Origin of the sequence: Aureimonas sp. OT7 (genome assembly GCF_014844055.1) — a bacterium.
In the GTDB taxonomy this organism is placed as follows: domain Bacteria; phylum Pseudomonadota; class Alphaproteobacteria; order Rhizobiales; family Rhizobiaceae; genus Aureimonas; species Aureimonas altamirensis_A.
The window spans coordinates 1,328,826-1,343,134 of record NZ_CP062167.1 but is presented as its reverse complement, the minus strand read 5'-3'; the positions used below and the strand labels follow the sequence as shown (position 1 = coordinate 1,343,134).

13 protein-coding genes are annotated in these 14,309 nt (G+C 66.2%); 9 read left to right on the top strand and 4 right to left on the bottom strand.

Annotated features, from left to right (window positions below; translation table 11 throughout):
* Window positions 1-7 precede the first annotated feature (7 nt).
* The 6 genes from IGS74_RS06485 to IGS74_RS06460 all read left to right on the top strand — a co-directional run bounded on the left by IGS74_RS06485 (window position 8) and on the right by IGS74_RS06460 (window position 5,980).
* Window positions 8-916: a LysR family transcriptional regulator gene (locus IGS74_RS06485; protein ID WP_192390267.1), complete on the top strand. Its 909-nt coding sequence runs from the start codon at window positions 8-10 to the stop codon at window positions 914-916.
* Between the two features lie 109 nt (window positions 917-1,025).
* Window positions 1,026-2,246 carry a CoA transferase gene (locus tag IGS74_RS06480; RefSeq protein ID WP_192390265.1) on the top strand — a complete coding sequence of 407 codons (1,221 nt, stop codon included), beginning with the start codon at window positions 1,026-1,028 and terminating at the stop codon, window positions 2,244-2,246.
* Window positions 2,243-3,175 carry a hydroxymethylglutaryl-CoA lyase gene (locus IGS74_RS06475; RefSeq protein ID WP_206688222.1) on the top strand — a complete coding sequence of 311 codons (933 nt, stop codon included), beginning with the start codon at window positions 2,243-2,245 and terminating at the stop codon, window positions 3,173-3,175. Before IGS74_RS06480 ends, IGS74_RS06475 begins: the two co-directional genes overlap by 4 nt.
* A gap of 63 nt (window positions 3,176-3,238) precedes the next feature.
* Window positions 3,239-4,129, top strand: coding sequence for an ABC transporter ATP-binding protein (locus tag IGS74_RS06470; protein WP_192390263.1), 891 nt, complete (start codon window positions 3,239-3,241; stop codon window positions 4,127-4,129).
* Window positions 4,126-4,917, top strand: a complete 792-nt coding sequence (locus IGS74_RS06465) for an ABC transporter permease (protein ID WP_039188658.1) — start codon at window positions 4,126-4,128, stop codon at window positions 4,915-4,917. The genes IGS74_RS06470 and IGS74_RS06465 overlap by 4 nt, the downstream gene beginning before the upstream one ends.
* 25 nt (window positions 4,918-4,942) lie before the next feature.
* On the top strand, window positions 4,943-5,980 hold the full coding sequence (locus tag IGS74_RS06460; protein ID WP_192390261.1) for an ABC transporter substrate-binding protein: 1,038 nt from the start codon (window positions 4,943-4,945) through the stop codon (window positions 5,978-5,980).
* Between the two features lie 81 nt (window positions 5,981-6,061).
* Here IGS74_RS06460 and IGS74_RS06455 read toward each other — a convergent pair whose 3' ends face one another.
* Window positions 6,062-6,328: a DUF1127 domain-containing protein gene (locus IGS74_RS06455; RefSeq protein WP_039188656.1), complete on the bottom strand. Its 267-nt coding sequence runs from the start codon at window positions 6,326-6,328 to the stop codon at window positions 6,062-6,064.
* A gap of 172 nt (window positions 6,329-6,500) precedes the next feature.
* Between IGS74_RS06455 and IGS74_RS06450 the strand changes: the two genes are divergently transcribed.
* Window positions 6,501-7,457, top strand: coding sequence for a LysR substrate-binding domain-containing protein (locus tag IGS74_RS06450; protein WP_039188655.1), 957 nt, complete (start codon window positions 6,501-6,503; stop codon window positions 7,455-7,457).
* Window positions 7,457-9,043 (top strand): exodeoxyribonuclease VII large subunit, encoded by a 1,587-nt coding sequence (gene xseA, locus IGS74_RS06445; RefSeq protein ID WP_192390259.1) that lies wholly within the window; start codon window positions 7,457-7,459, stop codon window positions 9,041-9,043. The genes IGS74_RS06450 and xseA overlap by 1 nt, the downstream gene beginning before the upstream one ends.
* A gap of 24 nt (window positions 9,044-9,067) precedes the next feature.
* On the opposite strand, the gene IGS74_RS06440 is transcribed toward xseA, so the two are convergent.
* Window positions 9,068-10,309, bottom strand: a complete 1,242-nt coding sequence (locus tag IGS74_RS06440) for a glycosyltransferase (protein WP_192390258.1) — start codon at window positions 10,307-10,309, stop codon at window positions 9,068-9,070.
* 8 nt (window positions 10,310-10,317) lie between these two features.
* Window positions 10,318-11,550, bottom strand: coding sequence for a glycosyltransferase (locus tag IGS74_RS06435; protein WP_192390257.1), 1,233 nt, complete (start codon window positions 11,548-11,550; stop codon window positions 10,318-10,320).
* A 299-nt stretch (window positions 11,551-11,849) separates the two neighbouring features.
* Between IGS74_RS06435 and IGS74_RS06430 the strand changes: the two genes are divergently transcribed.
* Window positions 11,850-12,824 (top strand): sensor domain-containing diguanylate cyclase, encoded by a 975-nt coding sequence (locus tag IGS74_RS06430; RefSeq protein WP_192390255.1) that lies wholly within the window; start codon window positions 11,850-11,852, stop codon window positions 12,822-12,824.
* 24 nt (window positions 12,825-12,848) lie between these two features.
* Here the strand turns inward: IGS74_RS06430 and IGS74_RS06425 are convergent, their stop codons facing one another.
* A complete protein-coding gene (locus tag IGS74_RS06425) occupies window positions 12,849-14,231 on the bottom strand; it encodes an MFS transporter (protein WP_192390253.1) in 1,383 nt (460 codons plus the stop codon).
* Window positions 14,232-14,309: the final 78 nt, after the last annotated feature.

Genomic DNA, 14,309 nt, shown 5'->3' with positions numbered 1-14,309 from the left:
GCCGGCCTTGGCTCCCCTCGACCTCATCCGCCGGATCGACCTGACCAGTCTCCGGCTGTTCGTCACCGTGTGCGACGAGCAGCACCTGACGCGTGCCGCCGAGCGCGAGAACATCGCACCATCCGCCTTGTCCAAGCGCCTGGCGGAGCTGGAGGCGGTCCTGGGCGCGGCGCTGTTTACCCGGCATCCACGCGGCATGAGCGCGACCGTGGCGGGAGAGGCTCTCCTGGGGCACGCCCGCGCCATCCTCGCCAATGTCGAGCGCATGGGCGCGGAGCTGTCGGACCATGCCGGCGGAATGCTGGGCCAGGTCCGGATCCTTGCCAACATCTCCACCATCGTGGAGTTCCTGCCCGAGGATCTGTCGAGCTTCTACAAGGCGCATCCCGGCATTCGCATCGAACTGGAAGAGCGCACCAGCGCCGCCGTCATCCGGGGCGTGGAAGAGGGCGTCGGCGACATCGGCCTCTGCGTCGCCACGATCGACAGCCGCGAGCTGTTTTCCGCCCCCTATCGCCGCGACCGGCTGGTGCTGGCCGTTCGGGCGGACCATCCGCTGGCGCAACGCAGCGAAATCGGTTTTGCCGATACGCTCGAATACGAGCATATCGGCCTGCATCAGGACAGCGCCATCTATCGCCGCTCCGAGATCGCCGCGGCGATGGCGGGGCGCGACGTGAAACTGCGGTTCCACGTACCGGGCTTCGATGCCGTGCTTCGCATGGTGGAAAGCGGCATCGGCATCGGCCTCATCCCGGACGGGGTCTTCGCCGTCATCGGCCGGGGCATGCGGCTGAAGGCCATTCCGCTGACGGATGAATGGGCCCGCCGCGAACTGAAGATCGTCAGCCGCGACCCGGCCGAGGCGACGCCCGCCGTTCGCCTGTTCCGCGAGCATCTCCTGGCCGGGGCCTGAGGGTAAGTTTCTTCGCGCGGGGCGAACGCGTGTTGGCGCAAGGCTAATGGAACGCAAGCAGCCGGGCTTGCAAACCTGCCTCCGGCCCCACCGGGCCGGGGAGGACATCATGGAAGTTACGCCGAGGCACGGTCCGTTGACCGGGCTGAAAGTGATCGAGCTTGGCCATTTCGTCGCCGCGCCATTCTGCACCCGCCTTTTGGGGGATCTTGGCGCGGACATCATCAAGGTGGAGCCGCCCGGCGGCGACCCCGTCCGCCAGTGGGGCCAGCACAAGAACGGGCATTCGCCCTGGTGGTCCATGCATGGCCGCAACAAGCGCTGCATCACGCTCGATCTGAAGAAGCCGGAAGCCCGCGACGTGGTCCTGCGTCTGGCCGCCGGCTCCGATGCCCTCGTGGAAAACTTCCGGGCCGGCCAGCTGGACCGGTTCGGGCTCGATGCCGCCAGCCTGCGCGCCGTGCGCCCCAATCTCGTCATCGCCCGTATTTCCGGTTTCGGCCAGACCGGTCCGTTCCGCGACAAGGCGTCCTTCGGCGTCATCGGCGAGGCGATGGGGGGCCTGCGCTATCTGACCAACCATCCGCCGGAAACGACCGACCTGCCGCCATCGCGCGTCGGAATTTCCATTGGCGACTCCATTGCCGGCCTTTATGCGGCGTTCGGGCTGATGGCCGCGCTGTGGCAGCGCGATGCCGGCCGCACCCGGCCGCAATCGCTGACCCTGGACGTCGCTCTGACGGAATCCGTCCTGTCGATGATGGAGGGCATGCTGCCGGAATATGGCAGCCTGGGCACCATCCGCGAGCCGCAGGGCGCCCGCATCAAGACGGCTGCGCCCACCAGCGCCTACCCGACGGCGGATGGCGGATGGCTGCTGATCGCCGCCAATTCGGACCCGCTCTTCCGCCGGCTTGCCACGACGATCGGCCGGCCGGACCTGGCCGCCGACCCGCGCTTCGTCGACAATTCCGCGCGTCTGGCGCATGTCGATGCGCTGGACGCCGTCATCGCCGACTGGACAGCGGCGCGCAACGCCGCTGATGCCGCCGCCGAACTGGACGCCGCCGACATTCCCGCAAGCCTGGCCTACACGGCGGCGGACATCGCGCAAGACCCGCAATATCGGGCGCGCGGCATGGTCCGCAGCGTCGACGACCCGTTGATCGGGCCGACGCTCCACGCCGGTATCGTGCCCCATGTTCCGGAAGCACCGGGAGATATCCGCTGGCCGGGCCCCGCCATCGGCGCACATACCGACGAGGTCTTGGCCGAAGCCGGCTTCGCGGCCGACGAAATCGCAGGTCTTCGCGAAAGGAAAGTCGTGTGACACAAGCTCTTGCGCCGATCCACGCGGTCGAGATCGTCGAAGTCGGCCCCCGCGACGGGTTCCAGCCCATCGGCCCCTTCATCCCCACGACACAGAAGCTCGCCTTCGTGAACGGCGCGGCCGAAGCCGGCCTGCGCCGCATCGAGATCGGCTCCTTCGTCAGCGCCAGGGCCATTCCACAATTGGCGGACACGCCCGAGCTTCTGAAACGCATCGCGGCGGAAGAGCGCCTTTTGCCACAGGTTCTGGTGCCGACATTCAGGCGCGGGGTCGAGGCGCTGGCAGCGGGCGCGCCGATGATCGCTTTCGTCCTTTCGGTATCGCAGGCGCATAACCGCAACAACGTCCGCCAGTCGCCGCTGGAATCGGCCGACGCCTACGGAGAGTTGATGCAGGCGACGCCCGCCGACATCCCGGTCAGGCTCAACCTTGCAACCAGCATGGACTGCCCGTTCGATGGCCGTGTCCAGCCGGACGACGTGCTGGCGCTGCTGGAACGCCTGGTGCCGATGCGGCCGGATGCCGAAATCTGCCTGTGCGATACCACCGGGCGCGCCGCGCCGGCCGAGGTGCGGCAGCTTTTTTCGGCGGCGCGGTCGGCCTTTCCCGGCGTCCGGCACTGGGCCTTGCATGCCCACGACACCTACGGGCGCGGCGTCGCCAACGTGTTCGCCGCCTTCGAGGAGGGCGTACGCGTTTTCGACGCGGCCATGGGGGGCCTCGGTGGCTGCCCCTTCGCCCCCGGCGCCACCGGGAACGTCGCAACCGAGGACCTCGTGTCCATGTTCGATCGCATGGGCGTTTCGACCGGCGTGGCGCTCGACGCGCTCGTCCCGCTTGCCAACCGGGCGGCCGCCCTTCCAGGCGCGCAGGCCGGCGGGCAGGTGCGGCACGTCGTTCGCCAAATGGAAACGACCATTCCCGGCTGACGTATTCCGCGAAACGCATAAAAATCTTAGGTTGCGCTCGCAATGGGAGGAGACAATGCAAGCATGCCAAACGTTCGGGCGCGCCCACGTGCCGACGGGTCAGTGCCCGTGAGCGCGGCTTCCGGAGCTGCTCCGGCCGTCCAGGCCGCCAACCCGGCCATCGACCTCGACAAAGTCGAAATCTCCTTCAGGCTGGCCAATGGATTGAAGTTCGACGCCGTGGCCGCCACGGACCTGTCCGTGCGCGACGGCGAGTTCGTCTCCATCGTCGGGCCCACCGGCTGCGGCAAATCCACCCTGCTCAACGCTGTCGCCGGCCTTCTCAAGCCCTCGGCCGGCACGGTGCGCATCGACGGGCGCCCGCTGGAAGGCCTGAACGGCAGGGCCGGCTACCTGTTCCAGCAGGATTCGCTGATGCCCTGGAAGACGGTGCTGGACAATATCGCCATCGGGCTGGAAGTCGCCGGCACATCGCGAAAGGAAGCGCGCGAGCGGGCGTCGCAATGGCTTGGCCGCGTCGGCCTTGCGGCCTTCGCCGACCGTTATCCGCATATGCTGTCCGGTGGCCAGCGCAAGCGTGTCGGCCTCGCCCAGGTGCTGATCCGCAACCCCAAATTCCTGCTGATGGACGAGCCTTTCGGCCCGCTCGACGCGCAGACGCGCGTCATCATGGGTGACCTGCTGCTGGACCTCTGGTCGCAGGACCGCAAGGCCGTGCTGTTCGTGACGCACGATCTGGAAGAGGCGATCGCATTGTCGGACCGCGTCGTCATCATGTCGGCGGGGCCCAAGTCCCACATCATGGGCTCCTATGACATCACCCTCGCCCGCCCGCGCGAGATTTCCGAGGTCAAGCTGGACAAGGGCTTTCACGAAATTCATCGCGAGATCTGGCACGCGCTGAAGGAAGAGGTGCTGAAGGGTTATCGGCAGACGAGCGGGGTTCGGTCGTGAAGAAGTACATGCTCCTGCCGGCACAGGTCGGCGTCGCGCTGGTCGTCATCCTGGTCTGGCACCTGTTCACCGCGACCACCATCTTCGGCAACCCCGCCAATGCGCGGTTCTTCTTTTCCACGCCGGTGGACGTCGCCGTGCGCATCTACGAGTGGTTCGCCGCCGGCACGATCTGGTACCATCTCGGCATTACTTTGCTGGAGGCGGCGCTGGCCTTCATAATCGGCTCGGTCGGCGGCATCGCCATCGGCTTCTGGTTTGCCCGCAAGCCGATGCTGGCCGCCGTGTTCGACCCCTATGTCAAGGCGGCCAACGCCCTGCCCCGCGTGGTGCTGGCGCCGATCTTCATGCTGTGGCTGGGCCTCGGCATCTGGTCGAAGGTGGCGCTGGGCGTGACGCTGGTGTTCTTCATCGTGTTCTTCAACGTCTACCAGGGCGTGAAGGAAGTGAACCAGACCGTCCTTGCCAACGCTCGCATGCTCGGCATGAACGAGCGCCAGCTCCTGCGCCACATCTATCTGCCCTCCGCTTTGTCCTGGACCTTCTCAAGCCTGCATACCGCCGTCGGCTTTGCCGTGGTGGGCGCGGTGGTCGGCGAATATCTCGGCTCGGCGGCGGGCCTCGGCTACCTGATCCACCAGGCCGAAGGCGTCTTCGACGTGACGGGCGTTTTCGCCGGAATGTTCGTGCTGATGGCTTTCGTGCTGGTGATCGACTGGCTGGTGACGCTGGTCGAGGATCGGCTTCTGGTCTGGCGTCCACAGGCGGCAAGCTCGGCAACCGCATAACAAACGACAAAGGGAGGAACACTTCATGACGACACGCAGAACGATCCTGATGGGCAGCGCCGCGCTCGGCCTGACATCCATTCTCGGGCGCCTGCCGGCCTATGCGCAGGATGCCTCCGCGACGCCGGAAAAGGCCAGCCTGGCGCTGGGCGTCGGCGGCAAGCCGCTCTTGTACTATCTGCCGTTGACCATTGCCGAACGGCGCGGCTTCTTCGAGGAAGAGGGCCTGACGGTCTCGATCAATGATTTCGGCGGCGGCGCCAAATCGCTGCAGGCCCTTGTCGGCGGCTCGGTCGACGTCGTCACGGGCGCCTACGAGCATACTATCCGCATGCAGGACAAGGGTCAGGACATCAAGGCGGTGTGCGAGCTCGGCCGCTTCCCCGGCATCTGCATCGGCATCCGCAAGGATCTTGCGGAAGAGGTGAAGAGCATCGCCGACCTCAAGGGACGCGCGATGGGCGTGACGGCGCCCGGCTCCTCCACCGCGCTGCTGCTGCAATACGCCCTCGTCAAGAACGGGCTGACGGCCAACGACGTGTCCATCATCGGCATCGGCGGCGGAGCGAGCGGCATTGCGGCCGTCAAGCGCGGCGAGATCGCGGGCCTGTCGCATCTCGATCCCGTCATCGCACGGCTGGAAGCGGACGGTGATATCGAGATCCTGCTGGATACGCGCACGGAGGAAGGCACGCGCGCCTTGTTCGGCGGCACCAACCCCGCCGCCACCGTATACCTGCAGCAGAGCTTCATCGACGCCAATCCGGTCACCACGCAGCGCATCGTCAACGCCTTCGTCAAGTCGCTGCACTGGCTGCGGGACGCCACCCCGGACGACGTCGCCGACACCGTGCCCGAGGATTACCTCTTCGGTGACCGCGAATTCTACAAGACCGCCTTCGAGAACTCGCGCGATATGTACAGCCCGGACGGCATCATCGGCGAAGACGGGTTCGACAGCCTGTTCGAGATGCTGAAGACGCTGGACCCGGAACTGGCGAACGCCGACGTGACCTTCCAGCAGACCTTCGTTCCGCAGTTCGTGGAAGCCTTCAAGGCCTGAACGCAGAACCGCCACGAATCTCGTCGATCCGTGGCGGTCAATTGACAGAAGCTGTGCCGGCGTCCGGCGGTGGTTCTTGCATCAAAGTCCGCGCCGGCGCCGGGCCGCCCTTACCGCCAGCTTGAACGTCGGGTCTTCCCGCCAGCTTGCGCCCAGCGCCTCGTGCACGTCATCGCGGCGGATGCCGAGATCGCTGAGGAGATAGTCCGGCATTTCGGACAGGCGGTAGGCGTGACGACGATTGCGCCAGGAGCGCAGGATCGCGGGGACGGCCGCGAAGCCGATCCGTATGGAGGAGGCGATACCGACGAACTCGTCGCGGCCGCTACCCTTCAGGGTGATAGACATTCTGGTTCCCTTTCGCTGTCGAGAGCCAGCCGAACCCGTTCGGCGAAGGGGCTATCCCCGCCGTTCAGACCGTGGTCACGCTGGCTATCAACCCTGAGATAAGGCTGCCTCATTGATTAGGCCAACGAATGTTTGTAATGCTACCCATCATCATCAATGATGGGTTGAGTTCATGGCAACGCCTCTCGATCTGGACCAGCTGAGAACCTTCATCGCCGTCGTCGACACCGGCAGTTTCACCCGCGCCGCCGAAGATGTCTTCAAGACGCAGTCGGCCGTATCGATGCAGATCCGCCGTCTGGAAGACCGCCTCGGAAAAGAGCTGTTCGAGCGCAACGGCCGCAGCGTGAAGCTGACGGACGATGGCGCGCGCCTTCTCACCTATGCAAGGCGCATGCTGGCGCTGAGCCAGGAAACGCTGACGGCCTTCGACGAAGAGCATATCTCCGGCCATGTCCGCATCGGACTGCCGGACGATTACGCCGAGCGCTTCCTGCCCGAGATCATGGGCCGCTTCGTGCGGACCAATCCGCGTGTCGAACTACAGATCGCCTGCGAGACCACCAACAGCCTTGTCGAGCATGTCGAGAAAGGACATCTGGACGTTGCGCTGGTGTGCCCATCCAAGACGCATGCCTGGTCCGAGATCGTCCGGCGAGAGCCGCTGCACTTCGTGACGTCGGCCTGCCATACGGTGCACCTGGAAGAGGTTCTGCCACTGGCGATCGGCCGGGCCGACTGCGTATGGCGCAAGCAGGGCATCGAGGCATTGCGGCAGGCCGGGCGGCAGCACCGCGTCCTGTTTACCAGTTGGTCGGCCACCATCGTCACGTCCGCCGTGCTGGCGGGACTGGCGATCAGCGTCCTGCCCGAATGCGCCCTGCGGCCCGGGATGCGCGTCCTGACCGAGGAGGAAGGCTTCCCAAGGCTCAAGGATGCCGAGATCGCGGTAATGCGAGGCAAGAACACCGACACCCCCGTCATCTCCGCGCTGATCGAGCACATCCGGGAAAGCCTGCGCAACCTGGTGCCGCCGACGGAGGAAACGCCATTGACGCGGCAGTTGCCGGAAACACGGGTCATCCGCTCGCAACGCCTGCGCCCCGGAATGACGGCGGCCGGCTGGTGATGTCGGATGGCGTCTTTGCGGCGCAAGGCACCAATGCCGCGGAATATTCCGTGTCGGAACTGTCCGGCGCCTTGCGGCGCACCGTCGAGGATGCGTTCGGCAATGTTCGCGTGCGCGGCGAAATTTCCGGGTATCGCGGCGCCCACGCCTCGGGCCATGCCTATTTCACGCTGAAGGACGACCGTGCGCGGCTGGATGCCGTGATCTGGCGCGCCACCTTCGCCAAGCTGGCGTTCCGGCCGGAAGAAGGCCTGGAAGTCATCGCCATCGGCCGGCTGACGACTTATCCCGGCTCCTCCAAATACCAGATCGTCATCGACGACCTGAAGCCGGCCGGCGCCGGCGCCCTGATGGCGCTGCTGAACGAGCGCCGGCTGAAGCTGGAAACGGAGGGCCTGTTCGATACGGCGCGCAAGCGTGCCCTGCCCTTCATGCCGCGCGTCATCGGCATCGTCACCTCGCCGACGGGCGCTGTCATCCGCGATATCTGCCACCGCATCGCCGATCGCTTCCCCGTGCATCTCCTGGTCTGGCCGGTGCGGGTGCAGGGCGAGACATCCGGGGCGGAAGTTGCCGCCGCCATCGAGGGGTTCAACGCCATCCAACCCGGCGGCAAGGTTCCGCGGCCCGACCTCATCATCGTGGCGCGGGGCGGCGGCAGCCTGGAGGATCTGTGGGGCTTCAACGATGAAGCGGTCGTGCGGGCGGCCGCGGCTTCCGCCATCCCCCTCGTTTCGGCGGTCGGCCACGAAACGGACTGGACGCTGATCGACCACGCGGCCGACCGTCGTGCGCCGACGCCCACCGGCGCGGCGGAAATGGCCGTCCCCGTCCGGGCCGAACTGACGGCGCAGGTGGCCGCCCTGCATGCGCGCCTGCGCGCCGGCATCAGCCGGCAATTGCAGCAGGAGCGTCGCGCGCTGGTGGCGCTGGCGCGCGCCATGCCGGGCGCCGACATGCTGCTTGCAACGCCGCGACGCCGCCTGGACGATTTTGCCGTCGGGCTGGAGCGCGGCCTGACCGCCTACGTCACCGGCGAAAGGCGACGCTTCCTGTCGGCATCCGCGCGGCTGCAGCCTGGCCGCCTGGCAGTCATGATCGGGCAGAAGCGTGCGCATCTGACGGAATTGGCCAACCGGTCGGCCCATGCAATCTCCGGCCGTGCATCCGCTGCGCGGAATCGCTTTTCAGGCATCGCCGCCGGGCTGCGCTCGTCCCTGCTGGATCACCGGCTGGACAATGGGCGTCGGTGGCTGATGCCGGTCGGCGCGACGCTGCAGCAGACCTGGGAGCGTGCGGCCGCGCGCCGCGCGGAGCGGCTGGCCGGCGTCTGGCGTGTTGCCGCCAGCCTGGACCCGCGCCGGGTGCTGGAACGCGGCTACGCCATCATCCGCGATACGACCGGCCAGGCGATCACCCGGGCCGATGGCTTGACGGCCGGGCAGAGATTTTCCGTCGAGTTTGCCAGCGGCGAAAGCCGCGAGGCCATGGCGCTGGACGGAAAAGCCGCCGCCGCACGGCCCCGCCGCACGGCCGGGGCGGACAAGGTGGGACAGGGCAAGCCGGAACAGGGCAAGTTGTTCTAGGTTGCCGCATGGCGCGCCGGTTGGCTATCCAGCCGCCACGCGGTCGATCCATTCGGCCTGGCGCCGTGCGCAATGCGCGACCTCGTAGGTATCGATGACGAACTGTCGTGCGGCAGCGCCCATGCGCGCCCGTTGCAGGGGGGCCGTCGCAAGGCGCGCAAGCGTATCCGCCAGCGCCATGCTGTCGAAGAAGTCGACCAGCAGCCCGTTGTGCCCGTCTTCGACCATTTCCCGCACAGGCGCGGTATCGCCGGCGACGATGGCGGCACCCGCGCTCATCGCTTCCAGCAAAGACCACGACACCACGAACGGATAGGTCAGGTACACATGGACCGTGGAAACCTGCAGCACCTGCAGGAAACGCTCATAGGGAATACGGCCGAGGAAGTGCACCCGGGCCCATTGCGCGTCGTCCATCTGCGGGCGGACCTCCGCGATGAACTTTTCCTTCCAGGTTCCGCTTTCGGGTAGCGGGCCATAGCCGCCCTCCTTCCCCTCCGATCCGACGATGACGACATGCGCCGCCGGCCGTTTGCGCAACAGCGCCGGCAAGGCACGCATGAAGATATGGAGCCCACGATAGGGTTCCAGATGACGGCTGACGAAGGTGAAAACCTCGTTATCGCGTGTCAGCACCCCGCCATCCACCTCCAGCCTCGCACTGCCAATGGGCCGGATCTGCGCCGTATCGATGCCGTCATGCACCACGTCGATGCGGCGGCGGATCGACTCGGGAAAGGTATTCGCCTGCCAGCGTGTCGGCGAAAGGCCCGCGACCGCCCCCTCGAAACTGAGGTCGAAGGGAATGTTCAGCATCCGGGCCTTGCATACGGCCGCCGGGTTGATCGTATCCAGAAACTCGGGATCGAAGTCCCAGCTCGAATCCCGATGCCGGTAATAGAGTTCGCAATACAGGCCGATACGCGCCTTCGGCCATATATCCCGTAGAAACATCATCTCGCCCCAGCCGTGATGTCCGATGATAACATCCGGCTCAAAGCCTGCCCGGCGAAGTTCCAGCGCCCGGCGTGTGGCCGCCTCGCCGTGGTTCAGGGCATTCTCGACCTGCGTCAGCCATGGATGCACCCCGGCCGATATGCCGCCGACGGGCGTGTAGCTGTAGAGCCGCATGCCCAGCGCCTGGTCCGGCAGATCCGGCCTTTTGTGAAGGGCGGACACGGCATAGCGCCTTTCGCGGGCCAGCAAGGGGCCGACATGCTTGAACTGGGCGGGAAAGTTATTGTGGACGAAGAGAAGGTTTCTCATGGCCGGGGTCAGGCTGCGACCGCCTCCAGCCATGCCTTGGCACGCGGCAGCGACACCGCGTTCAGATCCCAGCCGGCACAGGCGGCCGCGCGCGCACGTGCTCCCAGTTCTGTCCGCGTGGCCGCGTCGGCCAGAAGGGAGGCGATCGAGGCGGCGACGCCCGGCACGTCGAAATAGTCGACGAGAATGCCGCTCTCGCCATGCGCGATCGCCTCGCGAACAGGCTCGGTATCGCCGGCCACCACCGCACAGCCGGCACTCATCGCCTCGATCAGGTAGGGCGATAGAGGGAACGGATAGGAAAGGTGCACGTGCACGCGCGATACCTGCGCCAGCGCCAGGCGCCCACGCTGGTCGGGCCGCCCCATGAAATGCACACGGGCCCAGTCGGCCGGGCCGACCAGCAACCGCACCTCGTCGATGAATTTCTGCCTCCAGCTCAGCCCTGCGGAGGGCCAATCCGCGGGCGCGCCCTCCCCGCCCGCAATCACGATGTGCGCAGCCGGCCGCGCGGCGAGAAGCTCGGGCAGCGCACGCATGAAGATGTGATAGCCGCTGCCGGGCTCCAGCACGGGGGCGCAGAAGCTGACGACCTCGTCGTCGCGGGTCAGCACCAGTCCCTCACCGACATCGACCGCGGCGTCGGCGCGCGGCGCGAAACGGACCGTGTCGATGCCGTCCGGAACGACCGTTATCCATTGGCGGAAGAATCCGGGGAAGGCGTCGGCCTGGAACTGCGTCGGCGCAAGCCCGGCATCGGCCTCGCGCAGGGTCATGTCCAGATGCAGGTTGCGAAAGGCGATGCGGCTGGCGTCGAGCGGATCGGGCGTTGCGAACTCCGGGTCGAAACCAACATCGCCGCCATCCTTGCGGAAATAATAGTCGCAGTGGATCGCCATGCGCGCCTGTGGCCACACGTCCTTCAGGAACATCATTTCGCCCCAGCCGGGATGGCCGACGACGATATCGGGCTCGTACCCGCGCTCTCGCATCGCGCTCGCCGCGCGGAACGCCGCCTCACCCCGGATCGTCTTGGTTTCCAGATCGCGCAGCCAGGGATGCACATCCCGCGTGCTGCTGCGGGCGGGGCGGTAGGAAACGAGTTGCACACCGTCCACGCGGTCGGGCAGGTCCGAGCGCATATGGAGCGCGGCGACGCGATGGTCGGGCGACCGGGCCAGTGCCGGCGCGATGTGGCGAAACGGCCCGGGATAATTCTGATGCACGAAGAGCAGCTTCATGGATGACTGAAATCCTAGCTTACGGCGGCGCCTGAAACCGCCGGAAGGCCAAGGATTATAGTCCATGGCGCGCGTCGTCCATCGGCAAATGCCGCAACCAGGGCCGCCGGACCTGAAATTTAAGGATAAATGATAAAAGATACCTTATACGCGGGTGTCCGGTCGGTGGTCGCGGACCGTGGCGGCGTCCGCTGCAACTGTGTCGTGTCGTCGCACCATCGGTTGACTGCGCTTCGTCCCGACAATCTACGTCCAGTTACGTATCCATGTGCCAGGGCGTCCATGAAGAGAGTGTGCCGATGTTCCATGACCTGAAGCTCGGCGATGAGCGTGGCCGACTTTGCGCGGTTGCGCGCTACGACCTTCTGGACACCCCGTCCGAGCCGCAGTTCGATACCATCGTCAGCCTGCTGAAGACGATTTTCAGGGTGCCGATCGCGCTGATCTCGATCATCGACGACAGGCGGCAGTGGTACAAGGCCGTCGAGGGGCTCCCCATCGCGGAAATCCCCAGGGACGCGGCCTTCTGTAATTATACGATCCAGTCCGCCGACATCCTCGCCATCGAGGACACGACGCTCGATCCCCGTTTCGCCGACCACCCGATGGTTACCGGAGCGCCGCATCTGCGCAGCTATCTCGGCATTCCGCTGACATCGCCGGACTGCTACAACATCGGCACGATCTGCATCCTGGACATGCAGCCGAGAACCTTCGGGCCGGACGATTACGCCACCCTCCGACAGTTTGCGGCGGTGGCGATCACGCAGTTCGAGTTGCGCCAGATCGCCTCTCGCGATGGCCTCACGGGCCTGGCAACGCGCCGAGCCTTCATCGAGGCTGCGGAGCGGGAGCTGAGCCGTTTTCTGCGCCATGGCCAGCCCGTCACGCTGGTCATCTTCGATCTCGACCGCTTCAAGTCGATCAACGATACCTACGGGCACGGCATAGGGGATGCGGTGCTGAAAAGCGCCAGCGCCGCCTGCGAGGCGGTCAAACGCAGCGAGGAGCAGATCGGGCGCATCGGGGGCGAGGAATTTGCCATCCTGCTCGTCAACACCGGCCTGCCCGCAGCCAGGATAGCCGCCGAACGCTTTCGCTCCGCCATCGAGGCCGCGACGATCGAGGAGCGGCCCGATCTGCCGTTCACTGCCAGTTTCGGCCTTGCGCAATGCAATGCGGAAACGGCTGACGTCGCGACATGGATGGATCGGGCGGACAAGGCCCTGTACAGGGCAAAGGCAGAGGGGCGCAATCGTTGCGTGCCCGGGTAACCCGCCTTTGTGAATTCTTTCCCTCTAGCCCCGTTCCATCGCCCTCGGCCAGACGAAGTGGTGGTCGTCGATGGTGAAGGGATGGCTGTGCCTGACCGGCGCGTGCCGATGGGGATGGCGATGCGGCTCCGGACCTTCCCAACCCTCATGCGCGTGCCGATGATGCTCGTCGTGGACATGCATGGCATCGTGGTCGAAAGCGGCGTGCTGGTGCTCGATCTCGACCGCATCGGCGGCGGGCCAGAGCCTGACTGCGGCGAGGGTGGCGGCGGAACAGACCGCGGCCAGGGCGATGAACGTCGCGTCGAGGCCGATCGTGGCGCCAAGCCAGCCGGCCAGCGGATAGGTCACCAGCCAGCAGGCATGCGACAAGGCGAACTGGGCAGCGAACACCGCCGGCCTGTCTGCCGCGCTGGACGACCGTCGCAACACGATGCCGGCCGGCGTGCCGATGGCGGAGGACGCCGCCCCCATCAGCATCCACAGGGCGATGCTCGCAATCCAGCCCGGGCCGGCGCCGCCGACCGGCAACAGGCAGGCCATCGCCACCGCACCGCCGATCATCGTCGCCCGTGTCGATACCGCAGCGAGAATGCGGGACATGAGGATCGCAACCGACATGGAACCCAGGCCATAGGCGGCGAACAGCATTGCGACATCCTGGTTGGAGCCGCCCAGCCCGGTACGGACATGCACCACCGTATTTACGATGACCATGGAACCGCCGGCGGACGCCGCGAGGGACAGCGCCAGCAGCCCCTGCAGCCGGGGCGTGGCAAGATAGATGCGCGCACCGCGCGTGAAGCGCTCGACGAAGCCCGAACCGGCCACCGATTGCACCGATGGCACGACGACCGTAGCGACCAGGCAAGCTGAGGCCAGGAAGCCGACCGCCGTTCCCAGGAACAGCCAGTGAAAGCCGATCACGGTCAGAAGCAGGGCTGCCAGGAGGGGGCTGAACAGGCTTTCCAGATCGTAGGCGAGGCGCGACAGCGACAGGGCGCTGGTATAGTCGCGCTCGTCGGGCAGCAGGTCGGGGATCGTTCCCTGGAAGGTCGGCGTAAACAGCGCCGACATGGACTGGAAGGCGAAGACCAGCGCATAGACCTGCCAGATCTCGGTGACGAAGGGCAGCAGAAGCACGAACCCCGCCCGGACGATATCCAGCGTCACCAGGAATGTCCGGCGGGGCAGCCACGCCGTCAGGACCCCGGCGAACTGCGAAATGCCGACATAGGCGACCATCTTGATGGCGAGCGCAGTGCCGAGGACCGCTCCGGCTTCGTCCCCCGCGAGGTCATAGGCAAGCAGCCCCAGCGCGACCGTGGTCAGCCCCGTTCCCACGAGCGAAAGCGCCTGTGCCGCAAAAAGATGACGGTAGGACCGGTTGCGAAGAACACCCAGCATCGAACGACGCTCCAGAGCAAGCCGCATGTCCAACGGCGGAACGGATATTGATCAACGGGATTGCTCTTGTCGACAACT